Source organism: Streptomyces sp. NPDC002088, assembly GCF_040296605.1.
Taxonomy (GTDB): Bacteria; Actinomycetota; Actinomycetes; order Streptomycetales; family Streptomycetaceae; genus Streptomyces.
In genome coordinates this window covers 166694-182878 of sequence record NZ_JBEOXO010000017.1, presented here as the reverse complement: position 1 = coordinate 182878, position 16185 = coordinate 166694, and the positions used below count along the sequence as shown (strand labels likewise).

Here is a 16185-nt window from a genome sequence, read left to right as displayed (position 1 = left end):
CTGGTTCTGGGCTTCATGGACGTCGTCGGTGCACGGTAGGCGGGTGTCCGACGCCCGCCGTACCGACGCGGTACTCCTCCTGGTCGCGCTCGTCTGGGGTTCCAGTTATCTGTCCGCCCAGACGGCGGTCTCCGCGCTGCCCGTCCTGACCGTCCTGTTCGCGCGGTACGCGCTCTCCGCCGTCGCCTGTCTGGGTGTGGTGGGCGTCGCCCGTCGCGGACCGCGCCGATGGACCCGCGACGAGGTCCGGGTGGGCGTGCCGCTGGGGGTGACCCAGGCCGCGGTACTGGTGGTGGAGACGTACGGCGTCGCCCACACCAGCGCCGCCAACGCGGGCCTCATCATCAGCCTGACCATCGTCCTCACCCCGCTGCTCGACCGCTCCGGTCACCCCGGCGGACTGCCTCCCTCCTTCTACGCCGCCGCCGGTGTGTGCGTCCTGGCCGTCGGGCTGCTGATGTCCGGCAACGGCTTCCACGCGCCCCGTATCGGCGATCTGCTGATGCTCGCCGCGGCCGGTGTGCGGGCGGTGCACGTGGCGCTCGTCGGCCGACTCACCGCGCGCCGGGCCGTCCGGCCGCTGCACCTGACGGCGCTGCAGACCCTGGTCGGCACGGCCCTGTTCCTGCCACCGGCCGCCGCCACCGGCCTGCCCGACCTCGTCCGGGCCGACGCGGCGACCTGGACGCAGCTGGTGTATCTTGCGCTGCTCTGCAGCGTGTTCGCCTTCCTCGCCCAGACCTGGGCGGTCCAGCGGACCTCCGCCAGCCGGGCCAGCCTGCTGCTGGGCACGGAGCCCGTCTGGGCCGCGGTGGTGGGTGTCGCCCTGGGCGGCGAACACTTCGGCCCGCTCACCGGCCTCGGCGCGGCGCTGATGGTCGCCGGCACCTACTGGGGGCAGTCCGTGGAACGCGCCCACCGCGCGGCGACGCCGGTCATCCTGTCCGCCTCCGCCACCACCCCCGTACCTGGCACCGAACCCCGCACCGAACCCCGTTTCGAAGAGGACTCCCCATGCCGGACCACGACACTTACGACCAGCTGATCTCCCTGCTCGACACCTCCTGCGTCGACTACCGCCTCATCGACCACGAGCCCGAGGGCGCCACCGAGGCCGTGTGCGCGCTGCGCGGTCACCCGGCGTCCGAGGCCGCGAAGTGCATCGTCCTCAGGGTCAAGGTGGACCGGCGCACGACGCGCCACGTCCTCGCCGTGGTCCCCGGGGACCGGCGCGTGGACCTGGACGCCGTGCGGGCGCTGTTCGCGGCGCGGTACGTCGGCTTCAGCGACGCGGAGACCGCCGAGCGGCTGGCCCGCTCCGTCCCCGGAACGGTGCTGCCGTTCGCCTTCGACCCCGGCCTCGACCTCGTCGCCGACCCGGACGTCGTCGCCCAACGGCGGCTGTACTTCAACGCCGCCCGGCTGGACCGTTCCCTGGTCATCTCCGGCGCCGACTACGCCAGGCTCGCCCAGCCGCGCGTAGAGCGCATCGCGAGCCCGGCCTGACCCGGCCGGTTCAGATCCGGTCGTCCGCCAACTCCCGCAGCGGCCACGTCCCGTCCACGACCGCGTCCGCGTCGCCCTTGCCGCGCAGGAAGCTCTGGAAGTTTGCCGCCCAGTCGGCATACCACTCGATCTGGCGGCGGTGCAGTTCCGCCGGGCCGAGGGCCGCGACCTTGGGGTGACGGTCGGCTATCGCGCAGGCCAGCCGGGCCGCGGCGAGGGCGTCGGCGCAGGCGTCGTGGGCGAAGTCGAGGACGACGCCGTACTCCGCGCAGACCGCTTCGAGGTTGCGCTTGCCGCGGCGGTAGCGGTCGGCCCAGCGGTCGATGGTGTACGGGTCGACCACCGGGGCCGGGTCGAGGCCACCGAGGCGGTCGCGCAGGGACGGAAGCCCGTGCCGGCGCAGTTCGGCGGAGAGCAGGGTCAGGTCGAAGGCCGCGTTGTAGGCGACGACCGGGACGCCCGTCTTCCAGTACGTGGTGAGGACGTCCGCGATCGCGTCCGCCACCTGGTCGGCCGGTCTGCCCTCGGAGGTCGCGCGCTCGTTGCTGATGCCGTGCACCGCCACCGCGTCCGCCGGGATCTCCACGCCCGGGTCGGCCAGCCATTCCCGGCGTCCTGTGGGCTGCCCGCCCCTGACCTCGATCACGGCCCCCGTGACGATGCGCGCCTCACGCGGGTCCGTACCCGTCGTCTCCAGGTCGAAGCCGATCAGCAGCTCGCGGTGCCAGGCCATGGTGGCCCCCCTTCTCGGTGGTGCTTTCCCCCAGTGGTCTCCACGATCGCATGCGGCACTGACAATCCGAGGACCGCGTTCCGCTTAGCCACCTCAAGAACGGACAGTTCAGGACACTGGTCGCGAATCAGCCCAAGCGAGCTCGAACTCCTCGCGATAGGCAGAGAAGAGACCGCCTTCGTCCACCTCGTCCGACTTGACCACCCGGCTGCCGTTGCGCAGCACCAGCACCGGTGCCTCCATGCCCCGGGTCCGCCGCAGATAGGACTGCACGACCGCGATGCCGTCCGAGCCGTCGCCGTCGACGAGGTAGGCGGTGAAGCGCGGGGTCTCGTCGTAGACCTGGATCTGGAAGGCGTCCGGGTCCCGCAGCCGGGAGCGCACCCGGCGCATGTGCAGGATGTTCATCTCCACGGCCCGGCTCAGTTCGCCGCGTTTGATGCCGAGTTCCCGCTCGCGGCGCTTGACCGCGCTGGAGGCCGGGTTGAGGAACAGCAGCCGTACCCGCGCGCCCGCCTCCGCCAGCCGCACCAGGCGCCGCCCGGAGAAGTTCTGCACGAGCAGGTTGAGGCCGATGCCGATGGCGTCGAGCCGGCGGGCGCCGCCGAAGATGTCCTCGGCCGGGAACTGGCGCAGCAGCCGCACCCGGTCGGAGTGCACGGCGACCACGTCCGCGTACCGGTCGCCGACCAGGTCCTCCACCGCGTCGACGGGCAGTCGCCGCGCGGAGGGCACGTCGCCGCTCGAGTCGAGCATCTCGAGGAGCCGCGCGGAGGCCCGCTCGGCCTGGTTGAGGACCGCCTCGGACAGGGCCCGGTTGCGGGAGACGACGTTGCGGGTGACTTCCAGCTCGTCCAGGGCGAGTTCGACGTCCCGGCGCTCGTCGAAGTAGGGCTCGAAGCACGGCCAGTGCTGCACCATCAGCTCGCGCAGCTGCGGCAGCGTCAGGAAGCTGATCACGTTGTCATCGGCCGGGTCGAGCAGATAGCCCTTTCGGCGGCTGACCTCGCGTACGGCGACCGCACGCTGCACCCACTCCTGGCCGGCGGGACCGGCCGCGGCGACCACCCACTCGTCGCCGTGGACGGGTTCGTAGATGGGCCGCAGAACGGCGGCCACGACCGCGCGCAGCCGCTGTTCGACGAGGTTCAGCCAGATGTAGGCCCGGCCGGCTCGCTGGGCGCGCGTACGCACCTCACGCCAGGCGTCGGCGTCCCAGTCCAGCTCCGGCCCGATGGAACTCGTCTCCATCGGCCGCGCCAGCGACACCGTGCCGGGCGGGACGTCTGCCGAGTTCCCCTCGTGACCCTCGTCACCAGGGGGCAACTCAAGCCCTCCCGAGCCCACCCGCGCACCGCCTTCCGCTCCCCCGAGCTTCCCCGTCTCAACGATCAAGGAAGGGTACTCCGGGAGCGGTCGGCGGTGCAGCCGGATGGACAGGGTCGTTTCTCAACTACTCGGATCCACTTGCCCGTTCTGCCCGGCCAGCTCGGCCGGAGTGAGCGGATTCATAGCGGTGACGTCCCTGGGGGCGATCGAGAAGCCCTGCCAGTGGACCGGCATGGGCTGTTGGTCCTCGTCGCGCGCGATGTGGTGGAAGCCCACGTTCACCCAGACCACGGGGTGGGTGAGGGTCTGTCCGTCGACCCAGGTGTCGACGGACTTCCCGTGTCCGGCACCGCAGTTGAGCGGGTTGTTGCTGGCGTACTGCTCGCACTTGTCGTACTCGGTGAAGTACACGTCGTGCTTGGTGAACGGGCGGCCCAGGTACTTGGAGGTGGGGCCCGGGACGATCTCGTACGAACGCGCGTGCCCGTCCTTGTTCTTGCCGGTCGCGCTGACCATGCGCCACCAGCGCATGTTCTTGGCGTCGCCCGCGAGTTCCTTGGTGACCTTGGTGCGGGTGGTCTTGTTGGTCGGGCCCTGCTGGCCGGCCGCGGGCGGGCTGACGACCGAGTCGTACTGCTCGACGCGGCCCTTGGAGGAGCCGTCGAGGCCGAAGTCGAGCCGCCAGAACACGTTGTGGCTGTGACTGGTGGCGTAGGACTTGGCGCCCTTGCCTATCGGCCAGCCGCGGCCGTCGCCCGCGTCGTAGTCGTACGGTGAGAGGCTGCCGGTCGCGCCCACGTTCATGTTGATCGTGCCGTCGTCCTGGAAGCGCCACTCGGTCATGTACTCGTACCAGCCGACCTTGTTGACCGTGTAGACGAGCAGGTCCTTGCCCTGGGCCTGGTAGACCTTGTTGCCGGTGTCGGCCTGCATGCGGTAGGCGTGGCCGCGGGAGCGGGTCGTGGTGCACAGGCCCTTGACGTAGGGGTGCGCGGGGTCCAGGCCGTCGGGGACCTTGACCACCCGGATGGTGCCGCCCGGGCACTCGCCCGGATCCAGGTTCACCAGGCCGGAGCCGAAGTCGTAGTCCGTGACGTCGTTGAACTCGTTCTTGCCGTCGTCGTACGGCACATGGATCTGGGCCAGCTTGGCGCTGTCGAGGACCTTGATCGGAGCGGCCTCGCCGGGCGGCTGGTAGGAGACGTCCTCCAGGACGAGCCCGGACTTGCTCTCGAAGCGCCAGCACATGCGCCAGGTCGTGCCGCTCGCGAGCTTCTGCTCGATGCGGTACGTGGTGCTGCACTGCGCCGCCGCCGCGGACGCCGCCTTCGGCTGGGCGGCCGCCGGTCCCGCGGCGGTCGTCACGCCGGCGGCCAGCGCCGCCAGGGACAGCCCCACCGCCGCCTTCCGGGCACGACCGATTCTGTTCACACGCATGAAGAAGTGACTCCCTTACAGGAGGAACAAAAAAGAGGAACGAGTTGGAAGCGAACGGAGGGCGGCTCAGCGGGCGAGCTTGCCGACCTTGCGGGCGCTGAGGTCGACCACGAGCGACCTGGCGTCGATCCACGGCCCGTTCTTGACCTTCGGAAACAGCCGCACGCAGCGGTGTTCGCCGCACTTGTCGAGTACGGCGGGCTGGGCGCCCGGAGTGGCCCGGTACACCATGGCGGTGATCAGCAGCTGGTCCGGCGAGGTCAGCTCGTCGCCGGTGGCGTCCTTGTAGTCCGCCTTCAGGCCCGCGCCCGCCGGATCGGCGATCAGCAGCCGGGCGGCCTCGGTCTGCTCGTCACGGCTCAGCGGCGGCTGGACGCCGTGCTGGGAGCTGGTCTGCTCGACCTTCCCGGTGGCGAGGTTCACGGTCCTGGTGACGAGCGTGTCGTCCCGGTAGTCGTAGAACGTGACGTCCGCGCGGCGTGGCGCGTTCGGGTCGTCCAGCTCCGAGGCCTCCGGCTCGGCGAGGTCGACGCCGACGCGCTGCGGGCCACGCCCGCCCTCCACGTTCTCCCCGCTGGTGAGCAGCTGCCCGTTCAGCGCGAGCTTCTCGACGCGCTCGATCTCGTCGTCGGTCAGCGGGTCGCGGCCCGTGCCCTTCTCGCCCTCGGCCGGTGCCTGCTCGACGACACCCGGCGCGACCGCGGCGCCGCCCTGGTCCTGGGCCGCCTGCCGGGCCGACTGCCCGCCCTTGCCTCCTCCCGTCTCATCGGCCCCTGCCGTGCCCGGCAGGGTGATCCCGACCATGACGGCGGTTCCCGCCACCGCCATGGCCGCACCGGCCACCACCTTTCCCAGATGGCGGTGCACTGTCTCGCGCACATCTTCCCCCTACTCCCCCTACATCCCCGGGAGTATGTGTTTGCCCCACTGGTTCGGCATACCGCGTATGCACTGGTCGCCCGGTAAGAGGGACGTAAGTCATAGGTGGTTCCATCACTTTCGGGGACACTCGGGGCCAAGGCGCCCCCCGCGCGGCCGTACACCTGGAAGAGTCGTGTCCATGCAGGTCTGGCCTGGAGAGGCATATCCACTCGGTGCCACCTACGACGGCGCCGGTACCAACTTCGCGGTTTTCACGGAGTCCGCGGACCGAGTCGAGCTGTGTCTGCTGCAGGACGACGGCTCGGAGACGGCGGTCGAACTGCGCGAGAGCGACGCGTTCGTGCGGCACGCGTACGTGCCCGGCGTCATGCCCGGCCAGCGGTACGGCTTCCGGGCGCACGGCCCGTACGCCCCCGGGCGCGGGCTGCGCTGCAACTCGGCGAAGCTGCTGCTCGACCCGTACGCGAAGGCGATCAGCGGCTCGGTCCGCTGGGGCGAGGAGGTGTACGGCTACCACTTCGGCAACCCGGACAAGCGCAACGACCTGGACTCGGCGCCGCACACCATGACGTCGGTCGTGGTCAACCCGTACTTCGACTGGGGCGACGACCGGCGGCCGCGCACCGAGTACCACCACACGGTGATCTACGAGGCCCACGTCAAGGGCCTCACGATGCGCCACCCGGGCCTGCCCGAGGAGCTGCGCGGCACCTACGCGGCGCTCGCCCACCCGGCGATCATCGAGCACCTCACCTCGCTCGGGGTCACCGCGCTGGAGCTGATGCCGGTGCACCAGTTCGTGAACGACCACCGTCTGGTGGACATGGGCCTGAGCAACTACTGGGGCTACAACACGGTCGGCTTCTTCGCCCCGCACAACGCGTACGCCTCCTGGGGCGACCGCGGCCAGCAGGTCCTGGAGTTCAAGTCGGCGGTGCGGGCGCTGCACGAGGCCGGGATAGAGGTGATCCTCGACGTGGTCTACAACCACACCGCCGAGGGCAACCACCTGGGCCCCACGCTGTCCTTCCGGGGGCTCGACAACCCGTCGTACTACCGCCTGGCCGACGACCCGCGCTACTACATGGACACCACCGGGACCGGGAACTCGCTGCTCATGAGGTCCCCGCACGTGCTCCAGCTGATCATGGACTCGCTGCGCTACTGGGTCACCGAGATGCACGTCGACGGGTTCCGCTTCGACCTGGCGGCGACGCTGGCGAGGCAGTTCCACGAGGTCGACCGGCTGTCGTCGTTCTTCGACCTGGTGCAGCAGGACCCGGTGGTCTCCCAGGTGAAGCTGATCGCCGAGCCGTGGGACGTCGGCGAGGGCGGCTACCAGGTGGGCAACTTCCCGCCGCTGTGGACCGAGTGGAACGGCAAGTACCGCGACACCGTGCGGGACCTGTGGCGAGGCGAGCCGCGGGCGGTCGCGGAGTTCGCGTCCCGGCTGACGGGGTCGTCCGACCTGTACCAGGACGACGGGCGGCGGCCGCTCGCCTCCATCAACTTCGTGACCTGCCACGACGGGTTCACGCTGCACGACCTGGTGTCGTACGACAGCAAGCACAACCAAGCCAACGGCGAGGACAACCGGGACGGCGAGAGCCACAACCGGTCCTGGAACTGCGGCGTCGAGGGCGAGACCGACGACCCGGCCGTCCTGGAGCTGAGGGCCCGCCAGATGCGGAACTTCGTCGCCACGCTGATGCTCTCCCAGGGCGTGCCGATGATCAGCCACGGCGACGAGGTCGCGCGCACGCAGCAGGGCAACAACAACGCCTACTGTCAGGACAGCGAGCTGGCCTGGGTGAAGTGGCCCGACACCGACGGCAGCGGCAGCGAGCTGCTGGACTTCACGCGGGCCGTCGTGCGGCTGCGCAAGGACCATCCGGTCTTCCGCAGGCGGCGCTTCTTCCACGGCCGGCCCGTGGAGGGCACCCACGACGAGCTGTCGGACATCGCCTGGTTCGCTCCGGAGGGCAAGGAGATGACCCAGCGGGACTGGGACTCGGCGCAGGCGTCGGCGCTGACGGTGTTCCTCAACGGCAACGCGATCTCGGAGCCCGGCCCGCGCGGGGAGCGCATCGGCGACGACTCCTTCCTGCTGATGTTCAACGCCTCGCCGAAGCAGCTGGAGTTCGTGGTGCCGGTAGACCACGGACGGCAGTGGCAGGTGGTGGTGGACACGGCGCTCCCGGAGGGCGTGCCGACGGAGACGAGCACCAAGGTGCAGGCCGGGGACCGGCTGACCCTGGTGGACCGGAGCCTGACGGTACTGCGGCGGCCCACGTAGGACCCTGTCCGGGCGGGCGCGGTGCGCGGACGACAGGGCGGACGGGGCCGGCGGCGTACGGGCGGAGGTGGGTCCGGCGATGACACGAACGGCGGCGGGGCGGGTACGTAGGTTTCCATGACACCTGAGCGACCTGACCCGGTGGTGCCCACGGCCACCTACCGGCTGCAGTTGCAGCCCGAGTTCCCGTTCGGGGCCGCGGCGGCGGTCGTGCCGTACCTGGCCTCGCTCGGCGTCTCGCATGTGCACCTGTCTCCCGTCCTCGAGGCGGTACCCGGCTCGGCGCACGGCTATGACGTCGTGGACCACGCGCGCGTACGTGCCGAACTGGGCGGCGAGGAGGGGCTGCGCGCGCTGTCGCGCACCGCGCGGGAGCACGGTCTCGGCCTGGTGGTGGACATCGTGCCGAACCACATGGCCATGGCCCCGCGGAACAACCGCGCCCTGTGGGAGGTGCTGCGGGAGGGCCCGAAGTCGCCGTACGCACGGTGGTTCGACATCGACTGGGAGGCGCAGGGCGGGCAGGTGCTGCTGCCGGTGCTGGGCCACCCGCTCGGCACGGAGATCGAACACCTGGAGGTCGACGGGGAGGTCCTGCGCTACTACGACCACGTCCTGCCGTTGCGCGAGGGCACCGGGGAACTGCCGCTGCCGCAACTCCTGGACGCCCAGTGGTACCGCCCGGTGTGGTGGCGGCTGGCCCGTACCGAGCTCAACTACCGGCGTTTCTTCAGCATTTCCGAGCTCATCGGGGTGCGGGTCGAGGACCCGGAGGTGTTCGAGGCCACCCATGCCAAGATCCTCCAGCTGCTCCACGAGGGCGTGATCGAGGGCTTGCGCGTCGACCATCCCGACGGGCTCGCCGATCCGGACGGCTATCTGCGGCGGCTGCACGAGGCGACGGGGGGCCGCTGGACGGTCGTGGAGAAGATCCTGGCGGACGGGGAGCACCTGCCGGCCTCCTGGCCCGTCGCGGGCACCACCGGCTACGACGCCCTCAGGCACATCGACGGCGTCTTCACGGATCCGGCGGGAGCCGGGGAACTCCTCGGCCGGTACCGGCGGTTCGCGGCCCCGCAGACGGACCGGGGCGGCGACTGGGCTGCGACGGTGCGGCGGGCGGCGTACCGGGTGCTCTCGCACGAGCTGGCCACCGAGATCGACCGGCTGACCCGGCTGGCGGGCCGGCTGTGTACGGCCTCACCGGATCCCGCGCTGCGCGACCACGCGCCCTGGGCGCTGCGTACGGCGCTGCAGGAGCTGCTCGTACGCCTGGAGGTCTACCGGCCGTACACCTCGAGTGACGCTGCCGCCGTCGTCACCGAGGAGGCCGCGGCCGAGGCCCGGCTCGCCTTCGTCGTACCCGAGGAGGCCGGTGCGGTCGATGTCGTACGGGGTCTCGTGCTCGGGCGCCACGGTGACGGGCCCGGGCAGGTGGAGTTCCGTGCGCGGTTCGCGCAGACGGCGTCGGCGCTGCGTGCCAAGTCCGTGGAGGACACGGCGTTCTACCGCTATGTGCCGCTGCTGTCGGCGACCGAGGTCGGTGGGAACCCGGGGAGCCCGGTCGTGTCCCCGGCGGACTTCCACGCCTACTGCGCGCGCGTGCAGCGCGACTGGCCGGGCACGGGGACCGTCGTGTCGACCCACGACACCAAGCGCAGCGCCGACGTCCGGGCGGCCCTCGCCGTGCTGACCGAGTGCCCCGGGCGGTGGGCCGGCGTCCTGGCCGAGGTGACCCGGGACGGCGACGGCGTGCCCGACGCCCAACTGGCGTGGGCGGCCTGGCAGACGGTGTTCGGGCTCGGGCCCGCGTCCGGGGAACGCGTTCAGCAGGCTCTGCTGAAGCACGTGCGTGAGGCCGGCCTGTACACGAGCTGGACGGAGCAGGAGCCCCCGTACGAGGAGACCGTGGCGCAGTTCGTCGCGGCGGGACCGTGCGGGGTCCCGGGCGAGCGGGTGGCCGCCTTCCGGACCACGCTGGAGCCTTACATCCGCGCGAACGTGCTGGGTACGGCCCTGGTCCATCTGACGATGCCCGGCGTCCCCGACCTGTACCAGGGCACGGAGGCCGAGTACCGGGCGCTGGTGGACCCGGACAACCGGCGGCCGGTGCGGTTCCCGCCCGAGGACCCCGGCGACAAGGGCACGGTGACCAGGGCCGCGCTGCGGCTGCGCGGGCGACTGCCCGGCGTGTTCGGGGATGCGGCGGCGTACGCGCCCCTGCCCGCCGAGGGCCCGGCGGCAGCGCACTGCCTGGCGTTCGCACGCTCCGCAACGGTGGTCACGGCGGTGACACGCCTGTCGCTGCGGCTGGCGGAGTCGGGCGGCTGGCAGGACACGCGGCTGCCGCTGCCGCCGGGGCGGTGGGCCGACGTGCTGGACCCGGGCCGCGAGTTCGAGGGGCACACGCGCGTGGCGGAGCTTTTCGAGCGGCTGCCGGTGGCACTGCTGGAACGGATCGGCACCGACGGACCGTCCGGGAGCTCCGCCGACGAGGGGTGACAAGCCGGCACCCCTAGCGAAGCCTGACCGGCAAGGCCGGCGGCGAGCGGTGGAAGCGGCCCTCCGGAGCGGCCCACGCCCCGGGAGCCCGGCGCAGGCCCGGCAGGGTCGTCAGCAGGGCACGCAGGCCGCGCTCGGCCGTGAGCCCGGCCAGCAGGGCGCCTGAGCAGCCGTGCGGCTGGAAGCCGTAGGCGAGTGGGGCGGGGTCGGGGCGGAAGGCGTCGTAGCGGTCGGGGTCGGCGAAGCGGGCGCGGTCGCGGCCCGCGGCCCCGAGCAGGCAGGCCACGGTGGCGCCCGCGGGAACCGCGCCGAAGGGCGCGGTGGCCCAGCGCAGCACCACGTGCACCGGCGGGTCGCGGCGCAGGGACTCCGCCCAGGCGCCGGCCGCCAGCTCGGGACGGGCTCGGATCACGTCCACCTGGCGGGGATGCTCCAGGAGATTGCCGAGGAACGACGCCAGCGCCCGTGCGGTCGTCCCGCCCGCCGCGCCGAGCAGCGTTCCGGCGATGTGTGTCACGGCCTCGTCGGACAGCGGGCGGCCGCCGTCGCCCGCCGTGCACAAGGCGGACAGCAGATCGCCGCCCGGGTGTGCCCGGCGGCGGGCCACGAGCGGGCGCAGGAAGGCGTCGAGTTCGGGATGCCGGCCCCGGTGGTCCAGGCCCGCGCGGCACCAGCGGTGCACCCGCGCGGTCTCCTCGTAGGGGATGCCCAGCGCGGCCAGCGCCGTGGCGGTGGGCAGCCAGTCGCAGAACTCGGCGACCAGGTCGGCCGACTCCCGCCCGGCCAGTCGACGGGCGAGGACGAAGGCACTGCGGTCGACGGCCGCCGTCAGGGCGCGGAGCGCGGGACCCCACAGCGCCGAGGCGAGGGCCTCGCGGTGGTCCGGGGTCCGGCCGTCGGCCGGTGACGGCACAGGGGCGAGTCGCGGATCCGTGAGTGCGGCGCGCACGTCGTCGTGGCGGCTGACGAGCCAGGCGCCGAACGGCTCGTCGTAGACGAGCGGGAAGTGCTCGCGCAGCGTGCGGTAGAGCGGGTACGGGTCCGCCGCGGCCGTCCGGAGGTTCCGCAGGCTCGGCGGTCTGCGGGGCGCGCGGGGCGGGGCTCCCGCGGTCTGCGTGATGGACACGCCGGTAAGGCACTGCACCGCCGGGCTCCCACATGCTCGATTCGTGCTCCACGCGCGCGTGACCGCTCCCGGCCGGCCGTCGCGCCTGTGGGCACACGCCTGGTCCGCCGCGCACCGTCGGGACGCGCGGCCGGACTCCGCGCCGTACGTCCGGGCGGATGTCCCCAGCCGACCACCGCGCGGCCCTCGGCGCCTTTCCCGTACGGCCGTACGGGTGATCGAGTGACAGCGTGTGGCTCGCGCGGTGCACGTCGAGCATCGGTGATCGGCGGGTACCGCACCGGCTCCGGACGGGCGTGGCCTCCTGGTCGGCGCTCATGGCCCTACCGGCCGGCGGTGAATGCCCCTGGGCGCCCCCTGGCGCCTCCCCCTCCAACTCCTTGACAGTTCACAGAGTCCATGGGGTACTGCGGGTGCGAAGCAAGGCGGACAAGTCGGGGGTGAGTCTCCTGCCGGAGCTGCGCTACCCCAGTGTTCCCGAAATGGTCGCGTCCGCAAGAGCGTTGTCCGCTCACCGGCCTGGCCTGTGCAGGCTGCGGCAGGTGGGCGTCTCGCGGGGCGGCCGGCCGCTGCACCTGCTGTCCGTGGGCCACGCCCGACGCGCCGTGCTCGTCGTCGCCGGCGCCCACGCGAACGAACCGGCCGGCGGCTCCACACTCCTCGCGCTCGCCGAACGGGTCCTGCATGACCGGGAGTTGCGGGCCGATACCTCCTGGCACTTCCTGCTGTGCGCGGATCCTGACGGGGCGAGCCTGCATGTGACTCCGGCGCCACGCAGCCTGCTCGACTACCACCTCGGCTTCTTCCGGCCCGCGGGACCGGAGCAGCCGGAGTGGTCACCGTCCGTGCTGCCGCCCGACCGGCTGCCGCCCGAGACGCGCATCCTGACCGGGGTCATAGACGCGCTGCGGCCCTATCTCCAGGTGACCCTGCACGGCACCGATCTGGGGGGCAGCTGGGTGCAGTTGACGAAGGACATCCCGGGCCTGGCGGAACCGTTCGCCAAGTCCGCGGCGGAGCTGCACATCCCGGTGGAGACGGGCGCCTCCGACGCCGCGGGCTGGCCGGTGAGCGGTCCCGGGGTGCACGTGATGCCCGCGCCCGGCGCGGACGCGGCGTACCCGAGCATGCCGGACGACGCACGGCACAGCACCTGGTACCACGCCCACCGGTACGGCGGCCTGACGGCGGTCGTCGAAGTGCCGATGTGGGCGAGCGACCTGGTGGACGACCGCGCCCCGCATCCCGCTCCCGCCGCCGCGATACGGCGCCTCGCGCACCGGCTGCGGCGGGACGCGCTGGAGGTGGACGGCGTGCTCGCCGAGGTCCTACCGCGCCTGCAGGGCGTCGACGGCCCCCTGCTGCGGGCCGCCAGGTGGGTGCTGGAGCTGGTGCCGGGGCTGGCCGAGGACTGGATCCACACGCCGCCGGCCGACACCACGATGGCCTACGTCGGCAGCGTCGACGCGTTCGCCCGCCGCCTGCCGCTGCGGGCGGCGGCGATGCTGCTGCGGGTCCTTCAGGAGAGCGACGACCGTGCGGCGCCGGGTCTCGAACGGCTCGTGGCGACCTGGAGCGACGCCTTCGCGGAACGGTTCCGGGCCCGCTGGGTGCCCTTGGAGCACCAGGTCGAGCACCAGTCCCGTACCGTCGTCGCGGCCGCGCTCTACGCGCGCGATCGGGCGGCGTAGAGCGCCGGGCGCTGCTCCTTCCCTCCCCCGCCCACCCGGCCTTGTGGCCCGTTCAGCGCGAACACGGCCCCGGTCCGCGCCGCCATCACGCATGTGTTGGCGTACGTCTTCGAGAACTCGACGGGCCGTCCGCCCCACTCCCCGCGCGCGCGGGCGGTCACCGGCGCGTACACCATCGTGCAGAAGACGTCCTCCTTGGGCGGGATGGCGGCGATGTCGCCGTTCGCCTCGGCGAGCTGGGCGCATGCCTCGGCGGCGCGCGCGTGTCCCTGGGGCGGATCGCACCGCAGCAGGGTGCCGGGCGTGTCACCGGTCCGGGCGTCGCCCCGGGTGACGGTGAGGGAGAGCCAGTTGCCCTGCAGCGGGTCCTGGGCGGTCGCCGGAACCGCGCCGGCCAGGAGCAGGGCGGCTGTCGCCAGGCCGCCGAACGCCTTCTTCGCTCTCGAGGTGCACGTCTTATGCGTCGAGTGAGCCGTATGCGTCGTGTACGTCATTCAAGAGGCATCGGCACGGCGGTCTCCGAGCACCACCCTCGCTCACCCGAACGGGTCTCCTCGCGCGCGTGGGCCGCGGCCAGTTCGAACGTGGCGAGCACCACCCGCGACTGGTACTCCACCTGCCGCGCGACCGGGATCCAGCGTGCCCCGCAGCCGTCGCGGTAGTCGGCGCACCACTCGTCGATGAGCCGGTCCAGATCCGGCAGCGCGCCGGCCGGGTCGCGGCCGGCGCCCCGCACGAGCTGGTGCAGCAGCCCTGCCGTCCGCAGGGCGAGCCGCCGTCCGGCGATGCGCAGGGCGGCGAGGTGGGCGGTGTGCAGGGGCGGCAGCGGGCGCCCGGGATCGCGGGTGTCGGGGTCCCACGCGTCGGCAAGGCCGGGGCAGACGAGTAAATAGTCGTCGACCGGTGCGAGCAGGCGCGCCGCGTCCGGCGAGCCGGCGAGGTGGGGCCGGATCCGCGCGAGGATCAGCTCCAGGAGCCGGGTGTCGTGGCGCAGGGTGCGGCTCACCGTGCGCAGTGCCTCGTCCGGGTCGGCGGGCGGGGAGCCGTCCTCCACGGCGGCCACGCCCCACATGGGTGCCTCGATGACGGCGGTGACCGTGCCGTGCCGCTGCGGATGGAACCAGGTGGACTCGACGGCGGCCTCGGTGATGGCCGCGGCCCGGTCACCTCGGTGCGGGGGCGGGATCCGGTAGACGGCGGGTCCCAGGCTGGGCCAGTACAGGGTGTCGTAGGGCCCGAGTTCGCGCGGAATGCCGAGCCGGGCCGCGGTGTGCGCGAGGCGCCGGGCGAGGCCCGGCAGGTCGCGGGTCAGCTCGACGAAGCCGCCGCCGACGTCGACGCCGTGCAGGGAGCACTGGAAGAAAGGTTTCAGTTCGTCCTGGAGGCGGAGCAGGGCACGCGTCTCCGGGAGCGTGGCGGCGTCCGCGCCGTCGGGCAGCCACTCGGGCTGTTCGAGGAAGCCGGGACGGAAGAAGTTCCGGAAATAGTGGCCGAGGGTGTACGGGCCGGGCAGCCAGCCCTCGTTGCGGCGCAGGCCGTCGGGGTCGAGGCACAGCAACAGGTTCCAGGTGGCGTCGGCGCCGTCGGTGAGCCGGGGGTCGGCCAGGACGCGTTCGGCCAGTCGCAGGGCGGTGGCGCCGCCCACCGGCTCGTTCGCGTGCGGTCCGGCGACCACCAGGGCCTGACGGGTGCCGTGTCCGACGGACAGCAGCCACAGGGGTGTGCCCGCGCGTGATGTCCCGATCCGGCGCAGCCGGGCGTCCCGGGGGCGTCGGGCGACGAGTGCCGCCGCCCGGGTGCCCAGTTCGTCCACGGTCGGGTAGCGGAGGAGTGGCGGCAGGGCACACCTCCACAATGTGGTGCCGTCGGTTCACCTGGTGTCCATGGTGTACGCACAGTCAGTCACGGCTCGACGGGTACGTCAACACCGCCGTACGCGAGGGAATGTGGCGCCGCACGGGCGTCTGGGGCCCGGTTCAGTCCGCCGCGAGGCGGAACGCGATGCTCCCGAAGCCGATCTGGTCGCCCTCCCGGACGACGGCCGCGCCGATGACCCGGCGCCCGTTCACCGTCGTGCCGTTGGTCGAGCCGAGGTCGCGCAGGACCCACATGCCGCCCTGGCGGCTGAGTTCGGCGTGCACGCGCGAGACCGTCTCGTGGGTGAGCCGCAGCCCGTTGGCGGGGTCCCGGCCTATGCGCAGCGCATGGCCGGCGCCCGGGTGCGGCAGCAGCAGCTTGGGCAGCTTCTCGGCCTGCCAGGCCCGGCGCAGCCGTACGGTGAAGCCCGAGACCGCCTCGACGGTGCCGAACACCACGCGCGCGAAGCGGCCCTCCGCGCGCAGGTCGGCGGTGAGCACGGCCAGTTCGTCGGACCGGCGGGCGGCCAGCGCCAGCTCCATGCGCCGGATGAACGTGTCGTGGGACAGACGGCCCATGGCGACGCCGTCACGCAGCGCCTTCAGCGCCCGGTCGCGCTCCGCGTCGGACAGCCGCGCGGGGTACGTGTGGAACTCGAAAGACGACGTCACGCTCGTGATTGTCGGTCAGTGAACCCCGGGTGTCCAGAAAACACAGAAACGGCCGTCACACGCGCGTACCTCACGACACCGGCCGCAAAAGGGCGCTTTCAAAGGCGGATTGATCGCGTTTGCCGCACCATGGACGGGCTACATCACGGTGAGCA

The 16185-nt window shown here is 72.4% G+C and carries 13 protein-coding genes; 5 read left to right on the top strand and 8 right to left on the bottom strand.

What is annotated here, in order from left to right:
• Positions 1-43 precede the first annotated feature (43 nt).
• Together ABT114_RS31390 and ABT114_RS31385 are read left to right on the top strand one after the other, a co-directional pair.
• Positions 44-1045 carry a DMT family transporter gene (locus tag ABT114_RS31390; RefSeq protein ID WP_351146269.1) on the top strand — a complete coding sequence of 334 codons (1002 nt, stop codon included), beginning with the start codon at positions 44-46 and terminating at the stop codon, positions 1043-1045.
• Complete coding sequence (locus tag ABT114_RS31385; protein ID WP_351146268.1) at positions 1015-1506, top strand: YbaK/EbsC family protein; 492 nt, start codon at positions 1015-1017, stop codon at positions 1504-1506. The genes ABT114_RS31390 and ABT114_RS31385 overlap by 31 nt, the downstream gene beginning before the upstream one ends.
• 10 nt (positions 1507-1516) lie before the next feature.
• On the opposite strand, the gene ABT114_RS31380 is transcribed toward ABT114_RS31385, so the two are convergent.
• The 4 genes from ABT114_RS31380 to ABT114_RS31365 all read right to left on the bottom strand — a co-directional run bounded on the left by ABT114_RS31380 (position 1517) and on the right by ABT114_RS31365 (position 5884).
• On the bottom strand, positions 1517-2239 hold the full coding sequence (locus ABT114_RS31380; protein WP_351146267.1) for a 3'-5' exonuclease: 723 nt from the start codon (positions 2237-2239) through the stop codon (positions 1517-1519).
• A 108-nt stretch (positions 2240-2347) separates the two neighbouring features.
• Entirely contained in the window at positions 2348-3586 is a 1239-nt protein-coding gene (locus ABT114_RS31375; RefSeq protein ID WP_351146307.1) for a DUF5919 domain-containing protein, read from the bottom strand.
• A gap of 102 nt (positions 3587-3688) precedes the next feature.
• Complete coding sequence (locus ABT114_RS31370) at positions 3689-5005, bottom strand: copper amine oxidase (RefSeq protein ID WP_351146266.1); 1317 nt, start codon at positions 5003-5005, stop codon at positions 3689-3691.
• A gap of 66 nt (positions 5006-5071) precedes the next feature.
• Positions 5072-5884, bottom strand: coding sequence for a Tat pathway signal sequence domain protein (locus tag ABT114_RS31365; protein ID WP_351146265.1), 813 nt, complete (start codon positions 5882-5884; stop codon positions 5072-5074).
• Positions 5885-6065: 181 nt separating this feature from the next.
• Here ABT114_RS31365 and glgX point away from each other — a divergent pair, with 181 nt between their 5' ends.
• Both glgX and treY read left to right on the top strand, forming a co-directional pair.
• The gene (gene glgX, locus ABT114_RS31360; protein ID WP_351146264.1) at positions 6066-8183 is read left to right on the top strand and encodes a glycogen debranching protein GlgX; all 2118 of its coding nucleotides are present in this window, start codon (positions 6066-6068) and stop codon (positions 8181-8183) included.
• Positions 8184-8300: 117 nt separating this feature from the next.
• Entirely contained in the window at positions 8301-10685 is a 2385-nt protein-coding gene (gene treY, locus ABT114_RS31355; RefSeq protein ID WP_351146263.1) for a malto-oligosyltrehalose synthase, read from the top strand.
• A gap of 13 nt (positions 10686-10698) precedes the next feature.
• On the opposite strand, the gene ABT114_RS31350 is transcribed toward treY, so the two are convergent.
• Entirely contained in the window at positions 10699-11811 is a 1113-nt protein-coding gene (locus ABT114_RS31350) for a cytochrome P450 (protein WP_351146262.1), read from the bottom strand.
• Between the two features lie 440 nt (positions 11812-12251).
• Here ABT114_RS31350 and ABT114_RS31345 point away from each other — a divergent pair, with 440 nt between their 5' ends.
• A complete protein-coding gene (locus ABT114_RS31345; RefSeq protein ID WP_351146306.1) occupies positions 12252-13502 on the top strand; it encodes a M14 family zinc carboxypeptidase in 1251 nt (416 codons plus the stop codon).
• Here ABT114_RS31345 and ABT114_RS31340 read toward each other — a convergent pair.
• The 3 genes from ABT114_RS31340 to ABT114_RS31330 form a co-directional block, all read right to left on the bottom strand.
• Complete coding sequence (locus tag ABT114_RS31340) at positions 13478-13996, bottom strand: SSI family serine proteinase inhibitor (RefSeq protein WP_351146261.1); 519 nt, start codon at positions 13994-13996, stop codon at positions 13478-13480. The genes ABT114_RS31345 and ABT114_RS31340 overlap by 25 nt on opposite strands.
• Positions 13993-15357 carry a M14 family zinc carboxypeptidase gene (locus tag ABT114_RS31335; RefSeq protein WP_351146260.1) on the bottom strand — a complete coding sequence of 455 codons (1365 nt, stop codon included), beginning with the start codon at positions 15355-15357 and terminating at the stop codon, positions 13993-13995. The genes ABT114_RS31340 and ABT114_RS31335 overlap by 4 nt, the downstream gene beginning before the upstream one ends.
• Before the next feature lie 121 nt (positions 15358-15478).
• Positions 15479-16030: an FHA domain-containing protein gene (locus ABT114_RS31330; protein WP_351146259.1), complete on the bottom strand. Its 552-nt coding sequence runs from the start codon at positions 16028-16030 to the stop codon at positions 15479-15481.
• Between the last annotated feature and the right edge of the window lie 155 nt (positions 16031-16185).

Coding starts and splice junctions, on each gene's coding strand:
- ABT114_RS31385 (WP_351146268.1), top strand. CDS start 1,015: ATGCCGGACCACGACACTTACGACCAGCTGATCTCCCTGCTCGACACC.
- ABT114_RS31380 (WP_351146267.1), bottom strand. CDS start 2,239: ATGGCCTGGCACCGCGAGCTGCTGATCGGCTTCGACCTGGAGACGACG.
- ABT114_RS31370 (WP_351146266.1), bottom strand. CDS start 5,005: ATGCGTGTGAACAGAATCGGTCGTGCCCGGAAGGCGGCGGTGGGGCTG.
- glgX (WP_351146264.1), top strand. CDS start 6,066: ATGCAGGTCTGGCCTGGAGAGGCATATCCACTCGGTGCCACCTACGAC.
- treY (WP_351146263.1), top strand. CDS start 8,301: ATGACACCTGAGCGACCTGACCCGGTGGTGCCCACGGCCACCTACCGG.
- ABT114_RS31340 (WP_351146261.1), bottom strand. CDS start 13,996: ATGACGTACACGACGCATACGGCTCACTCGACGCATAAGACGTGCACC.